At 45.0% G+C, this 19,354-nt stretch carries 18 protein-coding genes; 12 read left to right on the top strand and 6 right to left on the bottom strand.

Annotated elements, in window-relative coordinates:
* Positions 1-30 precede the first annotated feature (30 nt).
* Complete coding sequence (locus tag BMZ72_RS22115) at positions 31-906, top strand: NAD(P)-dependent oxidoreductase (protein ID WP_218155272.1); 876 nt, start codon at positions 31-33, stop codon at positions 904-906.
* A gap of 409 nt (positions 907-1,315) precedes the next feature.
* Positions 1,316-2,224: a glycosyl hydrolase gene (locus tag BMZ72_RS22120; protein WP_089811887.1), complete on the top strand. Its 909-nt coding sequence runs from the start codon at positions 1,316-1,318 to the stop codon at positions 2,222-2,224.
* A 70-nt stretch (positions 2,225-2,294) separates the two neighbouring features.
* On the opposite strand, the gene BMZ72_RS22125 is transcribed toward BMZ72_RS22120, so the two are convergent.
* On the bottom strand, positions 2,295-3,338 hold the full coding sequence (locus BMZ72_RS22125) for an aldo/keto reductase (protein WP_089811888.1): 1,044 nt from the start codon (positions 3,336-3,338) through the stop codon (positions 2,295-2,297).
* Positions 3,339-3,557: 219 nt separating this feature from the next.
* Between BMZ72_RS22125 and trxA the strand changes: the two genes are divergently transcribed.
* From trxA to BMZ72_RS22140, 3 genes are all read left to right on the top strand, one after another.
* On the top strand, positions 3,558-3,854 hold the full coding sequence (trxA, locus tag BMZ72_RS22130; RefSeq protein WP_089811889.1) for a thioredoxin: 297 nt from the start codon (positions 3,558-3,560) through the stop codon (positions 3,852-3,854).
* 92 nt (positions 3,855-3,946) lie between these two features.
* Positions 3,947-4,744, top strand: a complete 798-nt coding sequence (locus BMZ72_RS22135) for a hypothetical protein (protein WP_143087747.1) — start codon at positions 3,947-3,949, stop codon at positions 4,742-4,744.
* A 101-nt stretch (positions 4,745-4,845) separates the two neighbouring features.
* Positions 4,846-5,721, top strand: coding sequence for a lipase family protein (locus tag BMZ72_RS22140; RefSeq protein WP_089811891.1), 876 nt, complete (start codon positions 4,846-4,848; stop codon positions 5,719-5,721).
* Positions 5,722-5,867: 146 nt separating this feature from the next.
* On the opposite strand, the gene BMZ72_RS22145 is transcribed toward BMZ72_RS22140, so the two are convergent.
* On the bottom strand, positions 5,868-6,404 hold the full coding sequence (locus BMZ72_RS22145; RefSeq protein WP_012794722.1) for a carboxymuconolactone decarboxylase family protein: 537 nt from the start codon (positions 6,402-6,404) through the stop codon (positions 5,868-5,870).
* A 257-nt stretch (positions 6,405-6,661) separates the two neighbouring features.
* On the opposite strand from BMZ72_RS22145, the gene BMZ72_RS22150 reads away from it, so the two are divergent.
* From BMZ72_RS22150 to BMZ72_RS22160, 3 genes are all read left to right on the top strand, one after another.
* Complete coding sequence (locus tag BMZ72_RS22150; RefSeq protein ID WP_089811892.1) at positions 6,662-8,188, top strand: TROVE domain-containing protein; 1,527 nt, start codon at positions 6,662-6,664, stop codon at positions 8,186-8,188.
* Between the two features lie 1,113 nt (positions 8,189-9,301).
* Positions 9,302-10,066 carry a hypothetical protein gene (locus BMZ72_RS22155; RefSeq protein WP_089811893.1) on the top strand — a complete coding sequence of 255 codons (765 nt, stop codon included), beginning with the start codon at positions 9,302-9,304 and terminating at the stop codon, positions 10,064-10,066.
* 550 nt (positions 10,067-10,616) lie between these two features.
* A complete protein-coding gene (locus tag BMZ72_RS22160) occupies positions 10,617-11,129 on the top strand; it encodes a hypothetical protein (RefSeq protein ID WP_143087748.1) in 513 nt (170 codons plus the stop codon).
* A gap of 221 nt (positions 11,130-11,350) precedes the next feature.
* Here the strand turns inward: BMZ72_RS22160 and BMZ72_RS22165 are convergent, their stop codons facing one another.
* The gene (locus BMZ72_RS22165; RefSeq protein ID WP_089811895.1) at positions 11,351-12,595 is read right to left on the bottom strand and encodes an MFS transporter; all 1,245 of its coding nucleotides are present in this window, start codon (positions 12,593-12,595) and stop codon (positions 11,351-11,353) included.
* 222 nt (positions 12,596-12,817) lie between these two features.
* On the opposite strand from BMZ72_RS22165, the gene BMZ72_RS22170 reads away from it, so the two are divergent.
* The 4 genes from BMZ72_RS22170 to BMZ72_RS22185 all read left to right on the top strand — a co-directional run bounded on the left by BMZ72_RS22170 (position 12,818) and on the right by BMZ72_RS22185 (position 15,792).
* Complete coding sequence (locus BMZ72_RS22170) at positions 12,818-13,252, top strand: MarR family winged helix-turn-helix transcriptional regulator (protein ID WP_089811896.1); 435 nt, start codon at positions 12,818-12,820, stop codon at positions 13,250-13,252.
* Between the two features lie 23 nt (positions 13,253-13,275).
* Positions 13,276-13,743, top strand: coding sequence for an OsmC family protein (locus BMZ72_RS22175; protein WP_089812391.1), 468 nt, complete (start codon positions 13,276-13,278; stop codon positions 13,741-13,743).
* 225 nt (positions 13,744-13,968) lie between these two features.
* Positions 13,969-14,601, top strand: a complete 633-nt coding sequence (locus BMZ72_RS22180; RefSeq protein ID WP_089811897.1) for a YiiX family permuted papain-like enzyme — start codon at positions 13,969-13,971, stop codon at positions 14,599-14,601.
* Positions 14,602-14,709: 108 nt separating this feature from the next.
* Positions 14,710-15,792 (top strand): tetratricopeptide repeat protein, encoded by a 1,083-nt coding sequence (locus BMZ72_RS22185; RefSeq protein ID WP_177222889.1) that lies wholly within the window; start codon positions 14,710-14,712, stop codon positions 15,790-15,792.
* A 36-nt stretch (positions 15,793-15,828) separates the two neighbouring features.
* Here the strand turns inward: BMZ72_RS22185 and BMZ72_RS22190 are convergent, their stop codons facing one another.
* From BMZ72_RS22190 to BMZ72_RS22200, 3 genes are all read right to left on the bottom strand, one after another.
* Entirely contained in the window at positions 15,829-16,197 is a 369-nt protein-coding gene (locus tag BMZ72_RS22190; protein ID WP_143087749.1) for a hypothetical protein, read from the bottom strand.
* A 375-nt stretch (positions 16,198-16,572) separates the two neighbouring features.
* Entirely contained in the window at positions 16,573-17,499 is a 927-nt protein-coding gene (locus BMZ72_RS22195) for an endonuclease/exonuclease/phosphatase family protein (protein WP_089812392.1), read from the bottom strand.
* Between the two features lie 39 nt (positions 17,500-17,538).
* Positions 17,539-19,344 (bottom strand): RagB/SusD family nutrient uptake outer membrane protein, encoded by a 1,806-nt coding sequence (locus tag BMZ72_RS22200; RefSeq protein WP_255373264.1) that lies wholly within the window; start codon positions 19,342-19,344, stop codon positions 17,539-17,541.
* Positions 19,345-19,354 lie beyond the last annotated feature (10 nt).

The raw sequence follows: 19,354 nt of genomic DNA on the forward strand, positions 1-19,354 counted from the left end.
AGCTTTATGTAGACCATCAAACATAGCCTTATGAATCATTTGAAAATAGGTTGGGCAGGTTTAGGCCATATGGGTGTTCCTATGGTAACAAACCTCGTCAAAGCCGGCTTTGACGTAACAGTATACAATCGTACAACAGACAAGGCCATCGCATTGCAGGAGAAACTGGGCGTTAAAGTGGCGCATTCTCCCAGGGAACTGGCAGAAAGCAAAGATATCATCATCACCATGGTGACCGATGATGCGGCATTAAAAGAAATATATGAAGGTACGGATGGGATATTGTCCGCTACTTTACAACGGGATATGCTGGCGATCGACATGAGCACTGTATCACCTGATACGACCCGGCAACTGGCCGCCTTGTGCGAAGCGGAAGGCATCTGGTACCTGGATGCACCTGTGTCCGGTAGTGTAAAACCTGCACAGGAAGCACAGCTGGTCATTATGGTCGGCGGCAGAGCAGAAGATTTCGAACGTGCCAAACCTGTCTTCAATACCCTGGGTAAAGCCGCCCACCTGCTGGGAGATGCCGGCGCCGGCAACTATGCAAAACTGGCCATCAATACCTTCCTGGGTATTACCTTACAGGGATTATCAGAAGCCGTGATATTTGCACAGAATAATGGCATACCACCCGCACAATTCCTCCCGCTGATCAATAACGGTCCTATAGGTAGCGCCATCACCAATCTGAAAGCAACGAACATCGTTAACCACGATTTCACACCCGCGTTTCAGTTAGGTCTGCTGGCAAAAGATATAAGACTGGCCAAAGGGCAGGGACTGGATACGCCTATCGGCAATGCTCTCTTCGATACCTTACAGGACGCACTGACACAAGGACTGGCCACCTCAGATATGAGCGCCATCTATCAGTATCTTGAAACCAAATATGCTGAATAATTAAGAAGAGGATGTATCAAAAATAAATGAACGTCTTCAGCATGGTTTAAATGACTACCTGATTCCATCAGGTACCCTAATACAAAGAGGCTGCTCAATACCTTTGAGACAGCCTCTTCTGCATAATGTGCCTGTGTGTCTTCTGGCAGCACCTGGTTCTTCAATGAGGATATAGCGATGGTTGTATCTTTCAAAAAATAGTATGTAACTTATACCCTGCAAAGTTACCACGGACTTTGCGCGACGTCTACTACCTAATGTGGTAGTTATACACCACCAATCAAGGTGAGGTACTACAACATTCAGTATAAATTTCACGGCTTAACATAAAATAATATTAAAATGTAATATCATTGTACTGTATTACCAAGTACAACCATATTCTGAATGCCAACTTAAAAATCCTGGAATGACCAAATTGAAACTTGCGCTCTTTATGAGCATCTCCCTGTTCCTTGCATCCTGCGGCAAAGACAAAGACAACAACCCAACAAACGGAAACGGCAATGGCAACGGTAATGGAACCGGTAACGAAGTCGTGTACGTAAAACCTGCCAACAAGAAAGGTGCGGATTTCAGTACCGATGTTGACTTCGGCACTTGGTATAGTAACGTGGTGAACCTGAAAAGTCACTGGTTCTATACCTGGGGCACACTGATGCCGGCTAAAACGGTTCCGCAGAACTGTGAATTTGTACCCATGTTCTGGGGTAAAGGCAACGTCACTGCTGCCGCAATCGACTCTGTTAAAAAATTAAAAGCAGCCGGTACTGTTAAATACGTATTAGGGTTCAACGAACCTGATGCAGGTGATCAATCCAGCATGACCGTACAGGAAGCCCTTGACCTCTGGCCTCAGCTGGAAAGCATTGGCTTACCACTGGGTAGTCCTGCTACCGTATGGCCTGAGGTAGACTGGATCTATCAGTTCCTGGATAAAGCGATACAGCAGAAACGTCGTGTAGATTTTATCTGTGTACACATGTACGTAGGAACGGACGATGTACACTTCGTGAATACCTTGCAGAAGCTGTATGATAAATACCACCTGCCTATCTGGATCACGGAATTTGCTACGGCAGACCACAATGCAAAAACAATTGAGGCCAATATGTACAAACCGGAACAGGTACTGGCATTCATGCAGCGTCTGTTGCCTAAACTGGAAGAGTTACCTTATGTACACCGTTACTCCTGGTTCTCCAGTTCACCAACCCAACCAGCGTTATGGCCTTCTTCCCTGTTCACTGCGGATGGTAAACTGAATACTTTAGGTCAATGGTACGCCAACTATAAGCCGAACGCAAACGTAAAATAAGTTGTACTGATACAAATAGAAAAGCCCGCGTAAACAATTACGCGGGCTTCCTTTTTTATTCACATGACGATCAATAAAACTTAGGCAGCGGGTTCAGTTTCAGATTACCACGCTGATGCCAGTACGGATAGATCGTTGGCGCATCACTGGCGGCATCCAGTTTCTTTACCTGGTCTACCGTCAGGTTCCATCCCACTGCAGCCAGGTTCTGTTTCAGCTGCTCTTCATTCCGCGCACCGATAATGATACTGGACACGGTCGGTCTTTGTAATAACCAGTTGAGCGCTACCTGCGCAACTGACTTACCTGTTTCCGCGGCTACTTCATCCAGCGCATCCACCACATTATATAACAGTTCATCCGGTACTGCGAATGATGGCACCGGACTACCTCCCTGGGCTACACGGCTATCAGCCGGATAAGGCTGATTACGGCGGTATTTACCACCCAGCATACCAGCAGCCAGCGGACTCCATACCAGTGCACCCACCTTCTGATCGATCCCCAGTGGCATCAGTTCCCACTCATACTCCCTGTTCACCAGTGAATAATACACCTGGTGCGCCACGTATTTATTCCATCCATAGCGCTCAGAGACAGACAGTGATTTCATCAGGTGCCAGCCGGAGAAATTAGACGCCGCGATATAGCGGATCTTTCCACTCTGCACCAGATCGTCCAGTCCGCGTAATACCTCCTCTACAGGCGTATTACCATCAAAACCATGCATGTGATAAATATCGATATAGTCCGTGTTCAGCCGCTTCAGACTCGCTTCCACATTTTTAATCAGCTGCGAACGGCCCGAACCCTGATAGTTGGCCCCCGAAGCATTACTCATAGGGAAAGTCGACTTGGTGGATATTAACACCTTATCGCGCCTTCCTTCAATAGCTTTACCAAGGATTTCCTCGGATAAACCATCAGAATAGGTATTCGCTGTATCAAATAAATTAACGCCGGCATCCAGACAAAGATTCACCATCCTTGTCGCTTCCTCCGCCTGTGTACTACCCCACGCCTTGAAAAATTCATTACTTCCACCGAATGTAGCCGTACCGAATGTCAATACCGGCACCTGCAATCCTGATCCTCCTAAAAATCTGTATTCCATTTTATTCACGTTAAATATTAAAGAATTAGATAGCTGCACAAAGGTGGTAATTCCATGATTTTCAACCCTTGTACTTTTTACAGATATATCTGTAAATTTAAAGGAAATCACTTTCCCTGCCCGGCTATCTCAAAAAATAGCAGGGACTGCCACAACTTCAGGCACCCGCACTTTTGCATATTTTTTGTGATATCATACACATACTAACAGTTACAGATCATGGCAACATTTTCAGAGATTATAAATAGTGATAAACCAGTATTAGTTGACTTCTTCGCCACCTGGTGCGGCCCCTGTAAAATGCAGGCGCCTATACTGGACCAGCTGAAACAGAAAATAGGTGATACTGCCACTATTTTGAAAGTAGATGTGGATAAAAACCCGGCTGCCGCCAATGCATACAATGTACAGGGTGTACCTACCCTCATCCTTTTTAAACAGGGAAAGATCGTATGGCGTCAATCTGGCGTAGTACCGGCTAACAACCTTGAACAGATTGTCAGGCAGAACGCCTGAGCCGTTCAGCAATAAATGATGCTACAATATGAAGTATGAAGAGAATTAATATATCTTAGTACTTCACATTGTAGCACTGTAATATGAAAGAAATGTTTAAAACCCTATCCCAACTAGGCAATTTTGTTGATCCCGCCACTATCATTACAGGCGCTGTCTTATATGGGATCGGTGCACTGATCCTGACACTTGTCCTGCTGATCATTTTCCGTAAGAAAGTATTAGTGACACGTAAATATACGGCCCTGCGCATCCTGGCTTATAGCTATTTCGTGATATTGCCCCTCCTCGCTGGCTTTTTGGGTATGAAATGGGGCTTCTTCAACGGACTGCGGAAAGACATCAAAGCACACACGACGGTTTATATTGAGCATATCCCCTCGTCAATAGATGCAAAAACGTCAGCCGCTGTAAGCAGTTACCTGCGAAATAATAATGTCTCTCTCTCCACGCTTACTACAGACCAGCTGATTGATGCTGTAGCTGAAGTCATTTATACACAATACGATTCATTGCTTGCACATCAGCAGACTTTACAGCAGGGAAGCAACGTGATCCTGCCATGGTTGATAAAACTGACCAAAGGAAAAGGCATGGCGCAGTTTGCCAAACATACTATTCATAAACTGTTGAAGGAGAAACTGGGCCTGGATGAAGACGTCAGTAAGGAACTGATGGCATCCCGTATCGATGAAGTCGTTCGGACAGGACTATTTGCGAAAATCGCCATGATCCAGATAGATCATTTCCTGAAAGGCATCCAGAAAGGGATCCTGATCACCCTTTGCATCCTGATGGCGATCCCCCTGGTGGAGATCATTATCGCTAATTATCTGCTAAAAAAGAAGCAACCCGCTCCGCAATCCCAACCCGCCATGTCGCAGGTTTAACCACTTATACCCCTAAAAGCTCATTTTATGCCATTTGGCCCCCTGGTCAGTGAATATGCTGGTAAATTCACAGCATATTCACTGATTAACAAGCGGGTTTTATGGTAAAGTCAACACAGGCCATAGCACTGAAATATGCGCATTTTATAGACGCTGCGTACCATGTAAAGGAACAGAGTCCGTCACAGGAACAGTACCCCTTCTTTCCGCCGGGTTTTACGCTGGTCTATAATATTCACAGGAAAGATACCGGTAAAGGCAGGACAGGACTCGCATATAGTGGTTTTCTGGCAAGAAGTAACTTTTCACCGGATGCACCTACTACTTATGTGTTGGCGCTCAGAGGATCTGCTGAGTTTCTTGACTGGGCAGAACGGCTCGATATACTCCCTTCTCCAAGCCCTTTTGGCAATAACAGTGGAAACGTCGTATCCGGATTCCTGGATATGTACAACGGAATGACCTTTTCAGAGCCCGGGCAAACAAAACCCAAAGGGCTGTTGAAATATATCAGATATAGCATCCATTATACCAATATGCAGTCAGAAGATGACACACAGCCTATGGTATGTACCGGTCATGGTCTGGGTGCGGCGATGGCTACGCTGTTTGCCGTGGGAGATGCTTACACCCTGCATCCCTGCCGCTTATACACATTTGGATCGCCGTGTGTGGGTGACGCTGCTTTTGTTTCTTTTCACAATTCGCTGATCACAACCAGCGAGAGGTATTACAATCTGCCTGACCTTATACCTACACTGCTGGATGCATTTGGTTACGACCACGTGCACAATGGCATACCCCTGGATTCACTGGGGGATGCCTCCCTCGGGTGGTTACCTGATTGTACACATTCCCTCAGAACATACATGTACATGCTCGGCGCTGCTAACACAGTGCTGAGCGAGAATTGCCTTATCTCCGATATAGACGATGACGTCATGATTAAGAAATTGAGTTTTCGAAGAAGATATTAGTTCACTATGGTTATGTTAATCAGGAAGTAAAGCCGCTTCGTTTATACGAGGGGGCCTTTTTCTTTTTCAGAATGTTATAAAAGGGAAAACCGCAAATCCCTCTGTAAAAGGATCCGCGGTCGTCCATATATGATTAAGCAGGATTGTTAAGATAATGCTGGTGCAGCAGGGAAATCAAGCGGTACTTTTGTAGCAGCGTACAGATAGTTAGTTACCACCTTATCACCGATCACGATGATCACATCTACCAGATTTTCATTGGTAAAACCAGCAGCAAAGAACGCATCTACCAGCGCAGGATCCACTTTACCCTTATTTTCTACCTGGTTTTTAACCAGTGCAGCCAGTGCGTTCAGTTTAGGATCGAAAGAGGCGCTACCCTTACGGATCTCTATGATCTGTTCATCAGAAAAACCGTTCAGTTTACCAATGTAAGTGTGTGCCGCCAGACAGTAGTCACAATCATTCACCTGGCTAACTACCAGATTCACTACTTCTTTTTCTTTTGCTTTCAATGATGTTTTTCCGGTCGATAATGCCAGGTAAGTAGCCAGTGCATTTTCAGAATAAGCCATTGTAGCATACAGGTTAGGTACTTTACCCAGACCTTTTTTCAGATTGTCAAACAGTGTCTGATTGTTGGCACTTACTTCTTCTCTTGATGGAACATTGAACGTTTTCATTTTTTTATGTTTGATGTGTGTATGTTTGTCGTTATTGACGATGTAAAATTGCAACAAAGTCCATCGCCGGAAAATGGATACTCTTCCCTATGTCTTGTACATTTTTCCTTGGCAGGCAGTTCCTGTATCTATATTATATACCCACACATACGCCCCCGTGGCGCTTTTTTAGAAAAAATCTCAAAAAAGTTTTTACTGCGCAAAAAAAGTGCGCACATGCGTTCCAACTTTGTATCATCAAACAAAAACAAACGGTCATGAGATTCAACAAACTCAAAACTATCAAACAAGTAGTCAACCATGAAGGAGCAGCGGCTTATACCCTGACGCCTGAAATGGAACTGTACAGTGCCGTAGTTACTGCTTCTCTGCAAGACCAGTTTTATGAGAAAAGCACAGAGAAGCTGGAACGTCTGCGGACACTGATCGCTAAAAACGATCCTGGATTCGTAGCACGACTTGCAGTATACACCAGGGAAAAGATGTATCTGCGTTCAGTACCAATGGTATTGACAGTGGAACTGGCTAAAGTGCACAAAGGAGATGACCTGGTAGGTAAACTGACAGGACGTGTTATCCAGCGGGCCGACGAGATTACAGAGGTACTGTCTTATTACGCAGTAGCAAACGAAAGGAAAGAGACCAAAAAGCTCAATCACCTGAGTAAGCAGCTGCAGAAAGGACTGGCTGTAGCTTTCAACAAATTTGACGAATACCAGTTCGCTAAATATAACCGTAAGACGGCTATCACATTAAAAGATGCCCTGTTCATCGTACATCCGAAAGCAAAAGATGATACACAGCAGGTGCTGTTCGATAAGATAGTACAGGATAACCTGGAGACGCCTTATACATGGGAGACTGCCTTATCCGCAGCAGGTCAGGCAAAATATGATTCTGAATATGCTAAAAAAGAAGCATTCAGATGGGTATGGACTGAACTGATAGAAAGCGGAAAGCTGGGTTACATGGCAGCATTGAGAAACCTGCGTAACATGTTTGATTACAATGTTGATACGCAATACCTGATAAAGGTATTTGAAATGCTGGCCGATAAAAAGGCGGTCATGAATGCAAAACAGTTGCCATTCCGTTATCTGTCTGCTTACAGAGAGATTAAGAATATTCAGCATGGTAACATCATCGAACTGAAAAGAGCACTGGAAAAAGCATTGCAGACCAGCGTAGAACACCTCAAAGGCTTTGACGAGCATACTAAGGTAGTCATCGCATGCGACGTTTCCGGTTCCATGCAGCAACCTGTATCTCCGAGAAGCACGGTATTACTGTACGATATCGGTCTCTTACTGGCCATGCTGCTACAGCATAAGTGCAGAAACGTCATCACAGGTATGTTCGGTGATTCATGGAAAACAGTGAGGATGTCTCCGGATAATATTCTCGGCAACGTTGATGAATTTTACAGAAGAGAAGGTGAAGTGGGTTACTCCACCAACGGTTACCTCGTGCTGGATGATCTGATCAATAAAAGATATGTAGCTGACAAGATCATGTTGTTTACCGACGGACAGTTGTGGGATAGCAACACTGGTAACGCCAGTGCAGCCAACACCATGTCAGCTAAATGGGCAAAGTACAAGCAGATAGCACCAAACGCAAAGCTGTACCTGTTCAATCTGGCGGGTTACAATACCGTACCGCTGGATGTGCGTCAGGATGATGTTTTCCTCATTGCGGGATGGAGTGACAAGATCTTCGGAGTACTGGATGCGATTGAAAGAGGAGGTGATGCCATCACTGAAATTGCCGGCCTTGCTTTATAGCAGTTCATTATTGTTAACCTCATTCATACATCCCTCGTTGCCCGTCCGCCTGGCAATGGTCAGAATTTACAGTGCACCGAAATCTGAAAGAAGAAAGTAGGGAAGCGTATTTATAGCCGTACTGCCCGAAGGGGAATGCAAGTTCGATTCCTGTCAGGGCTACAAAAAAGGAACACAGGTGTCGTTGATAAACCTTACTTCGCAGGGATTACGAGGTTATGGGTGCAAGTCCCATTCTGCCGCAAGGCAGGTGGCGCAATAGTAGCGCACGTATTGAAAAGGGTTTATCGGTTTTTATCCTGTTAATCCAACATAACAACGAGTGTCGTGGGATAGTGTTACTTCGCTCTTTTAGGTAGAACTACAAACACTTCCAGTGGTTACCTCTGTTGTTTATGTTTTAAAATCTTAGAACGGGTGTCGTAGAGTAATAATACATCGACTCCAATTCGAAAAAAATCTCCCACGGGGGTTGAAATCCCTCTCCGTCGCAAGGCGGATGGCCGAGTGCATAGGCAGAGATCCAACAACTTATTGCTCGAATTTTACCCCGTTCTTTATTAAACAAGTGTCGTTGAATAGCGTTACTTCGATTCCAGGCTGCAAGCGAAGGTTCGAATCCTTCTTCGCCATACGGCGAATGGTCAAATGTAAGACGGTAGCCTCAAAGCCCGCGTTATTCGCATATTACCTTGTTTTATAATCTTCTTGATAGTGGGTGTCGTAGGAAAGCGCTACTTCGCTAATCTAAGGGTCGGAGGTTCAAGTCCTTCTCTGTCTGACGTAGTCGGCAGGTAGCTCAGCTGGATAGAGCATTAGAATTTGTTCGCTTCCGTTCTTTTACCCCGCTTCATCTTTTTATATGCATGTGAATACTTCGTAAAAGCTGTAGTTTTCATTCTTTGTTGACAGGAGAGAAATATCCATTTCTCTCCTTTTTTTCGTAATTATCCATACCCTACACGAAGCGCATTAGCAGCTGTTCAACAGTACACGAATTACCTTTAAACAATCTGCAACCCCACCCGAAATCCCATTAGAAAATCCATAATTCGCTCTTCCGACAATAGCAGCAGCTAATCCTATATTTACAGCTAAACAGTATACATTGCTATGGCAAAACAAACATCCATTATTCAGTTCACCGGCCGTTTGGGTAATATGATCGGGTACTATCGCAAAGGGAATTATTTCCTGCGTAGTATGCCGGACGTGACACGCCAGACCGCCGCTACACAACGCGCCTCACATCGCTTTGGTATGGCCAGTAAAACAGGCGCCTTCATCCGTCATGCTATTTATGCAGCGTTGGATGTGCATTGCGACAGTACACACGTCAACAGACTTACAAAGCTGCTCATTCCATCTGCCGGCAATCAACTCAAAGCAATGAAAGGCTTCCGCTTTAATCAGCATGCCGGCACAGATCATTTCTTTCCCGTTACGCCTTTCTTTTCTGCGGATAATGCATTGCATATACCCGCGCAGACATTACGGCAGCACAAGGGTATTACAGCCCTGGAAGTAAAAATGATCGCTACGCGTGTTGACGGTACAACCCATCGCACAATGGGTATACAAACAGCTGTTTTCCGCATCGATACGACTGCACCATTCGATGGGATAATGCTTCCTGTGGAGGTTTCCGGCACAGGTACCCTGATCATTACCTTACAGATACGGGCCTTCAACGGCACCTGCATAACAGCGAACAAACAACATCTCGTTGCCGATATCATTGCTATACAGACAGCGCAGATAAAAGAAACCTTCCATACACCAGCTATTACAAAAACAATCACGCTGCATCATAAAGAACAGGTGCAATTATGCACATCACATCGTCAGTCATCATGCACTTTTACTCAACGTGAATAATAGTCGCTGCCATCGTATTGTATACTGTTGATAATCATATATACCCTATACCCTTTTACTGAAATATACCATATCGCTGCCGGCCCATCCGGCGGCCATTCCCATATCCGGCCAACAGCTGCCAACCCACACTACACATAACTTTCAAGACCAACAACACACTTCAATACAAACACCATATCAAGTCCACGTTTACAGCATCTATACGGGCTATCTAAAGAATATTTTCCGGCTATTTTCACTACGCATGATGGCTGCGTAATGCACCTGTATCTTTGTAGGGTAATCATGAAGATCAAACAAATAAAACACCATTCCTATTGAATATAAATCCCTGTACAGCAGAAATAAAACCGCTGCTGTACAATTAAAAATCAATCTTGTAATGTACAAATCCTTGGTTATGTAAGTCTTTTTTTCCACTTCATTTTACTGCCTGCCCGGCAGCAATTAACTGAGTTGCATTTCATGGCGACAAGCCACACTCATGCCAGCGCATGACGGGTTAATGCAACTATTACAGATACCTCTTAAATATCTTTTATATACTATGCTGAGATCAAGAATGAACCAATTTGTAGCAACCTATTTTAATAATGGTACCCCTGGTTACTTATCCAGGCCTGCCCAGCTCTCCTCCGGTGGCTCCGTAACAACTGTAGCGACCATCGATAACAGAGAACTGAAAAATTCAGATGGGATATTGCAGATCACATCTTTTGGTTCGGTAGATAACATTGATCCTTTATCCACATCACACGATGATCTGATAATGGTATTCGGCGATGAAAGGGACAAGCACCAGGAGCTCGTGCTGTTTGATCAGGTCTTCACACAAAGTAATGTAACGTTCAGAATTGATATGCAGCTGTACCCCGCTGCTATTTCATACGAAGGCGTATGCACCATCTTTTTTTCCACTGGAGAAGTGAAAACATTGTACGTGTTTCTCCCGGATGTGAATGAGAATAATTTCACAGCGATCCGTTTCAAAAACACGAAGCGCTCTAACAGTGATGTGCAGACAATTGTAAGAGCATTTAACGTGGTGCTCATCAAATAGTACCCCGCACTCATCCATTATGTTGTTAGGAGCCGCGGTCTCCGTCAGTGCATTGTGGCAAGGCGCCTGCTGCCTGCACTGATATCCCCAACCCCTATTGTTTGTTTAACCGGCCTTTTACATAATCTATGCCTGGCCTTGCTTCCATTGTTGTTTTCCTATATGTGCTTCAGTCTGGTGTTTTGCGGCGCCAGGCTGAACTCTTTTTGAATGGTCATATACTATCTCAGGTAACGCAGTCTGATTACGTGCAACACCCTTATCCAGTGACTGATACCCCGCTGATGCAACATAAACACGATCACGATCAGTATCCCCATAATTCCCTCTGCAAAGACCACCACTCCTACACCGAAATAATGTGCAAGATATCCGATCACCAGACTACCGATCGGTAACATTCCCTGGTAAGACATAATGTAATAACTCAGCGTCCGCGCACGCATTTCAGAAGAAGCATGCGTCTGCAGATAAGTATTGATCGCCGAGTTCTGGATCATCAGTCCGCCGCCTGTTGCAGCAGTAGCCGCCAATGCCAGTACAATGGAAGAAGATACTGCCAGTCCCAGTAAGGCTACAGCAAATACAGTACTGGAAAGGATCGTCAGCCTGATCAGATCACGGCCGGGTTTAAGTGTTGCCATAAACACCGCCCCAAACAATGCCCCTAAGCCAGCAGCACTTTCAAACCAGCTAAAGGTAGTGGCATCGCCATGGAACACGTCTTTGGCGAAAACAGGGAGTAAAGTCGTATAAGGTATCACCAGCAGACTGGAAGCCGCCAGCAGTAATATCAGTGAAGAAAGATCAGGCGATTCCCGGAGGTACTCATACCCCTTTCTCAGATCAGCCCAGATATTCACATCAGAACGGGAAGCCGGTATGAGCGCTAATTTCATCATCACCAGACAACAGATCACCGCAATAAAACTCAGGAAGTTGATCAGAAAACAGATATCCTCCCCAAATGAACTGAGGATGATTCCCGCCAACGCTGGTCCTACCAGTCGTGCGGCATTGAATGCGGAAGAGTTCAACGCGATCGCATTCGGCAGATCTTCTTTGTCATCTACCAGATCGACCATCAGCGCCTGCCGGGCCGTGGTGTCAAAAGCATTGATCAGCCCCTGCGCCAGACTCAATACCGAAATCCAGATCATACTGTAATAATTCAGCCAGACCATCGCCGCCAGTATACCCGCCTGCACCATCAGTGCGATCTGGGTAACCATGACTACCTTGAACTTATTATGTCTGTCAATGAAACTGCCGGCAAAAGGCGCCAGCACCAGGGAAGGTATCAGACTGAGGAAAGTCACCAGTCCAAGTAAAAGAGCGGACCCTGTGATGCGGTATACCAGCCAGCTGATAGCTACCCTTTGCATCCATGTCCCTATGAGTGATATGGCTTGTCCTATAAAGTGAAGTCTGAAGTTATGGTGTTTTAATGAACGAAATACTGACATTTGATTAAGTAAATTAATAAAGTTACTTTACAAAAGTACAGCTTTTTTATGAAACACAGCCGTTCTATTCTCTCCCGTTGGCCTCAAAAAGGTGTTTAAAGGGCCTATTGTAGACATAAAATGCCCGTCAGTAGCCGGAAATGGCATTTCGGTAGACAATTGTCCGGGTAATAGGCGATAGTTCAGAAAATGTAAAGTAACTTTGTAAACTGATTCTGTATTATGTCCGCAAACACTTATGAAGTAGCCGCTTCCCTGCGCAGTACGGTCACCCGTCTCGTCAGGCAGCTACGCAAACAAAACATCAGCTCCGATTTCTCCAACGCAGAGTTACTCACAATGGGCCTGCTCGACCAGCACGGCAAATTACTGCCCTCCGCCCTGGCAGAAATGGAGCGTATATCGGCACAGGCCATCTCCCAGATCCTCAACCGGCTGGAAGAAGTAGGCTGCGTCAACCGCGTAATGGACGAAACCGACAAAAGGAAATCTGTTGTATCACTGACCGAAAAAGGGATCCAGCACCTGTATGAAAACAGACGTATTAAAGAAGAATGGCTGGTAAAAGCAATGGATAAGCTCTTTTCTGCTGAAGAACTTGCGCTGATAGAAGCTTTTCTCCCGCTCCTGCAGCGGCTCGCGGAATACAATGGCTAAACAGGCACTTATCTGATATGATTATGAAAGGAACGCACCATTATAAGATGACCACCCGCTGGACCGGCAATACTGGTTCCGGCACCTCAGCCTACCAGGCATACGAACGCAATCACATCCTCCAGGCTGACGGCAAACCTGAAATTCCGGGTTCCTCCGATCCCAGCTTCAGGGGAGACAAGACCCGTTATAACCCGGAAGAAATGCTGGTAGCTTCACTTTCTTCCTGTCATATGCTCTGGTACCTGCACCTCTGTTCCGAAGCAGGCGTCGTAGTCATTGATTATGTTGATCATGCCACCGGTACGATGGTAGAAACGGCAGATGGCGGCGGTCACTTCTCCGAAGTAACCCTGCATCCCGAAGTAACGGTAACGGATGTTGCCATGATCGATAAAGCCAATGCGCTGCATGCGAAAGCAAACCAGCTTTGCTTTATCGCTAACTCGGTGAAATTCCCGGTTCATCACGACGCAAAATGCAAAATATAGGCGCGAATTGCCAGCATGGCTACTTAAAACAGTAAGTAGTGGCACTCAGCGAAATCCTACCACTCATCAATTTTAGTCACCAAAAGGGGTAAAAAAGCATGAAAAGGAGTTAAAATACAATAGGAACGTCCCTCTTTCCAGTATTTTAACATTTGCGTAGCGATAAATTTAACTAAATTTATATGTGTATAACGTAAGCGCTTATATCCAGTTTCCCGGTTACGTATGAAAAAGATACTCGCAATAGGATTGGTTATTACCTCATTAAGTACCCTTACATTACTGTATGGTTTTAAAGAGGAAGCGCCGCTGCGCTCAGGGGACCTTATTTTTCAGACATCTATGTCTCCGCAATGCCACGCGGTAAGACTCGCCACACATTCGCAGTTCAGTCACTGCGGCATGATCTGGAAAGTGGGCAATGAAGACTATGTACTGGAAGCTGTACAACCTGTCCGAATGACGCCACTGGACGAATGGATCTCACATGGGGAAGGGAAAAAATATGTAGTACGCCGGCTGAAAAATGCAGATAAACAGTTGACACCGCAGGTATTGCAAAAGATGGAAGCCGAAGGCAAAAAAATGCTGGGCAAATCCTATGATGCATTCTTCGAATGGTCCGACGATGAAATATACTGCTCAGAGCTGATATGGAAGATCTATAAGAGAGCCGCTGGCGTAGAAGTGGGCAAATTGCAGAAGATGAAAGATTTTGATCTCAGCAGTGAACCAGTGAAAGAGATTATCCGTGAACGTTATGGGGACAATCTCCCTGTAAATGAAACGGTTATCTCACCGCAAAGCATCTATGAAAGCAACTTATTTATGACCGTTAGGTCGAAATATGGCAAATAATAGTATTATCTCAGTAACTTTGTACTCCAAGGTCTGGTCTAACCAGTAAGAACAAGGTTCGATTTTTTATATCAACGGCGTAGTACCGTTTATTCCAATCCTATGAATATGAAAAGATTTTCTACATTCCTATTGCTGTCTACAGCATTCTCTGTCCCTACTATTGCCCAAAACTATAAGCAGGATTTCGAAAAGTTAAGCACTAGCGGCGACACTACCAAACAACGTGTACTGCTGGCGAAATGGGAGAAAGCGAAACCCAATGACGCTGAACTCTATATCGCATACTTCAACTATTACGTTTCCAAAAGTAAAACAGAAGTAGTGACCATCAACCATACTGCCAACGGCTCCAATGCCCTCAAAGCAGGTAAAAATGGTGACCCTGCCGGTTATACCAGTGAGGTTGGTTACAAAAAAGAACCACTGAACAAAGGTTTTAAATACATTAATACCGGTATCTCCAAATTCCCCAACCGTCTGGATATGCGCTTCGGCAAAATCTATATGCTGGGTGAAAACTATAATTATACCAATCTGACCAAAGAACTGGTGTCCGCTATCAACTACGGTCACACGATCGACAACAAATGGAAATGGTCCGATAACAAATCACTGGAAAAACCGGAACAGTTCATGCTCAATGCCGTGCAGGAATACGTTGCCCAGATCTACAACGTAGGTAAAAGCCAGGCAGACAACATCAAACTGATCTCCGAGACCGTGCTGAAATATTATCCTAAACACGTGGAAAGCCTCTCCGACCTCGGTCTGGCATACACGCTGAAAGAAGATACAGAAAACGCACTGGCTACGTTCCTGAAAGCCAATGCCGTTGCGCCGAAAGACTATATCGTATTAAACAACATCGCTAACATCTACGCCAAAAAAGGTGATGATGAACACGCAGTGATGTATTACGAACAGACCTTAAAATATGGTGACCAGGAAGCAAAAGACCTGGCCAGTACCGAAATAAAAAGGATCAACAGCAAAAAGCCGGTTCCAAAAGCAACCATGCCTAAACCAGCTACTGCTAAAACATCCGCAGAAAAAACAACAAACAGCAAACCAACAACCGCTAAAACAGTTTCCAAAACAAAAACGGATACTGATAAATCAAACTCCTCTAAATCAACAGCGGCGAAAAATACTAAAAAGCCAACAAGCAAAATGCCTTCTAAGAACTAACTTAGAAGGCATTTGCCTGTAAAAAGCAGATTGCATTTATTTGATAGACTGCAACAGACTACAGAACTCCAGCTTCTCATCTGAAGTCAGAAATGAATTGGCTATTGTTTCATTAATTAAGTCGCTCGTCAGAGAAAATTCATCGTAAAGGTCATTTTGTTCCACTCCATACTTCTTGGCGGTTGAATAACGAACTGCTCCTAGGATTTCCTTCGAAGGCACCTTCTTTTCGACAAGTAAAGGCCTGATGGAATACAGCATTTCGTTGTTGGCAATCTCTATCTTCTTCTGATAGTCTGTCTTGCCATGTCTGGAAAAATTATGCCTGGTCAGCAGAAATACAATGAGGGCCAGCATTAGTCCAAATACTACAGTAATGATTATGTTTTCAGGTAAGTGCATCATAAAAAATTACGAAAGCTTAAGCGTGTATAATACATGATAAACATACGCAATATATACCCTGACAGTTTCAGTAAGATGCCCGTTAATTGCGTGTTCCAACAGCTTCTGTTTTCGCTTTTCCTCCAACTAATTGCTAATCAGCACCCCCTAAAATATGTACTCATTGAAACACAAGTGAGTACTACTACTCGTTATAGAAAGAAAAAATAACATCTTTAACCAGTTCTTAGTCAAACAGCATATAAGCCATGGCAATACCGGCATGGAGGCTCTCCTAACTATAGCTATACGAAAAAAAATATTTTCAGAAAAAATGCAAAAAGCTCCTGCCGGACGATACCGACAGGAGCTTTTTACATAATTATTTACAGATCCTTACTTCCAGGTAATAACCGCCATCACCGGGAAGTGATCAGATGGCACACGCGCCACATACTTCTTCAGTGATACCTCTTTCGGGAAATCAGCTGAACTCACCTTGTCGTCGCCATTTTCTGTTACCACCGGACCACGATAAGTATCCGTCAGTATACCATATTTTTCCACACGGAATTGTCTGGTCAGGAAAATGTGATCGATACGGCTGTCCGTCTTGCTGTTTGGATTGAACGCGTTGAAAGTACCATTCTCCGCATAACGGATAGCAGTCGTTTCATAGGCATCTTTCAGCAGACCGGAAGTATTGATCAATGTATAAGATTCACTTTGCTGATCCACGTTAAAATCACCTGTCAGAATAGTCGGAATATTACCCGCCATCTTCCTTACTTTATCCATTACCAGTTTGGCACTCTCCGCACGCGCTTTCACACCTACGTGGTCCATATGCAGATTAAAGAAGTAAAAAGTAAATCCTGTTTTGATCTCTTTGAATTTACCCCAGGTACAGATCCTTGGCAATACCGCATCCCAGCCTTTTACTGGCTTATCAGTTTCTTCAGCCATCCAGAAATCTCCATGTTCCAGTAATTTGAACTTTACACCATTGTAAAAGATTGCAGAATACTCTCCAGCTTCTTTCCCGTCATCACGGCCGATACCTACATACGCATAACCCGGCAGACTGTCCTTCAGGTTTTCCAGCTGGTGGTGCATACATTCCTGTGTTCCAAAAATATCAAACCCATGAAAGCGGATCATGGAAGCGATCACCGGATAGCGCTGTTTCCAACCGTTGCCATGAGCAGCGTCTTCCTTGTTATTGTCATTACGCATGTTGTAAGTGGCCACCGTCATCCTCTGCGCCATTACAGCGTAACTCAGCACGGTAAAAACAGCCATCAGGAGCATCTTTCTTTTCATCTGCATCTCGTGTTTATAATGATCATTTAATTTAATTCCTTACAGCTCCCAACCCGGATTCTGTCCCAGTTTAGGGTTCAGTTGCAGGTCGGTATAAGGTACCGGATAAAGATACTTATAGTCAGCCCATTCGCGGGATACATTATCCAGCCAGTGCAGCTCACCATGTGTATCATTTGACAATACCTGCGGATTAGCGCCACTGCTCAGCACAGGGTTTACATTGATATACGTAACCCCTTTTACCTGATCAGCGGGTGCTGTCTTGTAAAAACATACATCCAGCACGCCATCACCATTCAGATCCATAGGTGTATCCAATGCAGGCACATACATACCGGTCCACGGCTTCGTCAGCAGATCGCCCGCTTTCCATCTGATCAGATCATGGAAACGGAAACCTTCCAGCACCAATTCTATACCACGCTCTCTGCGTATCTCCAGCAACGCTGCGTCTGAAATACCCGGAAAATAGTTTGTTTTCAGGTAATTGTCCGCTACCGTCGGCTTAGCCGTAATACCACCGGTAATACCAGCACGGGCACGCAGTGCACCTACTGTTTTCGCCCAGTCATTATCCGAAAGTTTACCCAGTTCCGCCATCGCCTCTGCATAGTTCAGCAGGATCTCTGCATAACGCATCAGGGTGATAGAGTTCGTACCGGTCGTACCGCCGTCATAATAAGTATCATCCAGCGTAAACTTGATCGGCATATAGCCAGTGTAAGTATAAGAAAATACAGGCGGAGCTGCAACCGTTTTTCCATTATCGGTACGGGTATAAGATCCCATACGGATGGTCTGCTGCAAACGCATGTCACGTCCCTGCGTTTCCTGCGCGAATGTCTGCGTTTCATATCCCGCTTCATTGGTGAACGGTGTCCCGTCAATATTCAGGTACGTGTTGATAAACGTCCTGGTAAAGCTCAGACGGTTACCATAAGTAGCAGAAGTGAAATACCAGTTGGCATCATTAAATACAGCCAGTGTACTGCTGGTTACGTTCGACAGCATCACCTCAGCAGCTACCGGCGCTGCACTGATGAACAACTGACGGTAAGACGCAGCTGAACCACCGGTCTGATTAATGGTGTAACCACCTTCATCCATCACCTTTTTAGCGGCATCAGCAGCCTGTTGCAACAATGCCGGTGCAGTACCTGCCAGGTTGTAAGAGGTCTGGTATTTACGGAACGTACCTTCAAACAGGCACACTCTTGATTTTAGACCATACACCACGTATTTAGTGATCTGACTGGCACTTGCATCACTTTTCAATGTAATGTGATCCGCCGCATAATCCAGATCTGCGATAACAGAATCCATCACCAGCGTACGGTTATCCCTGCCGGCATATAGTCCTTCCTGGTCATTAATGTCCAGTGGCTTGTTGATCCAGGGAACATTACCAAAACGCTTTACCTTTTCGAAATAAAAGTATGCACGGAAGAAACGCGCCAGACCAATGTAATTATTACGGACAGTTGAATCGATCCCCGGGTTGTTACAGTTCACGATAAAGTAGTTGATATTACGCAACTGCTTCCAGTCCCATCCATCTGCCACACGTGCATTATACGCGCCTGTTCTCAGAAAATCAGGCACGGAGCTCACCGCACTGTAATCCGCCATCGCGTCTTTTCTGAACACATCTCCCATGGCTGGCAGCACATCGTAAAAGGAGTTGGTATATAACTTCATGCCTGCTTCACTACCGAAAATAGCATCCTTATCTGCAGTCGCTACCGGTGTCTGATCCAGGTTCTTCGCACAGCTGCTCATTAAAGCCGCCACACCTGCGATCATAATCACGCGCTGTAACCGGGAAAAATATTGTTGTATCATTACTATCTTT

Source organism: Chitinophaga sp. YR627, from assembly GCF_900114995.1.
In the GTDB taxonomy this organism is placed as follows: Bacteria; Bacteroidota; Bacteroidia; order Chitinophagales; family Chitinophagaceae; genus Chitinophaga.

Bases quoted from the DNA above. Each gene is read 5' to 3' on its own strand.
- BMZ72_RS22155 (WP_089811893.1), top strand. From the start codon at position 9,302: ATGGCAAAACAAACATCCATTATTCAGTTCACCGGCCGTTTGGGTAAT.
- BMZ72_RS22120 (WP_089811887.1), top strand. From the start codon at position 1,316: ATGACCAAATTGAAACTTGCGCTCTTTATGAGCATCTCCCTGTTCCTT.
- BMZ72_RS22125 (WP_089811888.1), bottom strand. From the start codon at position 3,338: ATGGAATACAGATTTTTAGGAGGATCAGGATTGCAGGTGCCGGTATTG.
- BMZ72_RS22190 (WP_143087749.1), bottom strand. From the start codon at position 16,197: ATGATGCACTTACCTGAAAACATAATCATTACTGTAGTATTTGGACTA.
- BMZ72_RS22140 (WP_089811891.1), top strand. From the start codon at position 4,846: ATGGTAAAGTCAACACAGGCCATAGCACTGAAATATGCGCATTTTATA.
- BMZ72_RS22145 (WP_012794722.1), bottom strand. From the start codon at position 6,404: ATGAAAACGTTCAATGTTCCATCAAGAGAAGAAGTAAGTGCCAACAAT.
- BMZ72_RS22175 (WP_089812391.1), top strand. From the start codon at position 13,276: ATGAAAGGAACGCACCATTATAAGATGACCACCCGCTGGACCGGCAAT.
- BMZ72_RS22170 (WP_089811896.1), top strand. From the start codon at position 12,818: ATGTCCGCAAACACTTATGAAGTAGCCGCTTCCCTGCGCAGTACGGTC.
- BMZ72_RS22195 (WP_089812392.1), bottom strand. From the start codon at position 17,499: ATGAAAAGAAAGATGCTCCTGATGGCTGTTTTTACCGTGCTGAGTTAC.
- BMZ72_RS22150 (WP_089811892.1), top strand. From the start codon at position 6,662: ATGAGATTCAACAAACTCAAAACTATCAAACAAGTAGTCAACCATGAA.
- BMZ72_RS22200 (WP_255373264.1), bottom strand. From the start codon at position 19,344: ATGATACAACAATATTTTTCCCGGTTACAGCGCGTGATTATGATCGCA.
- BMZ72_RS22135 (WP_143087747.1), top strand. From the start codon at position 3,947: ATGTTTAAAACCCTATCCCAACTAGGCAATTTTGTTGATCCCGCCACT.
- BMZ72_RS22115 (WP_218155272.1), top strand. From the start codon at position 31: ATGAATCATTTGAAAATAGGTTGGGCAGGTTTAGGCCATATGGGTGTT.
- BMZ72_RS22180 (WP_089811897.1), top strand. From the start codon at position 13,969: ATGAAAAAGATACTCGCAATAGGATTGGTTATTACCTCATTAAGTACC.
- BMZ72_RS22160 (WP_143087748.1), top strand. From the start codon at position 10,617: ATGCTGAGATCAAGAATGAACCAATTTGTAGCAACCTATTTTAATAAT.
- trxA (WP_089811889.1), top strand. From the start codon at position 3,558: ATGGCAACATTTTCAGAGATTATAAATAGTGATAAACCAGTATTAGTT.
- BMZ72_RS22185 (WP_177222889.1), top strand. From the start codon at position 14,710: ATGAAAAGATTTTCTACATTCCTATTGCTGTCTACAGCATTCTCTGTC.
- BMZ72_RS22165 (WP_089811895.1), bottom strand. From the start codon at position 12,595: ATGTCAGTATTTCGTTCATTAAAACACCATAACTTCAGACTTCACTTT.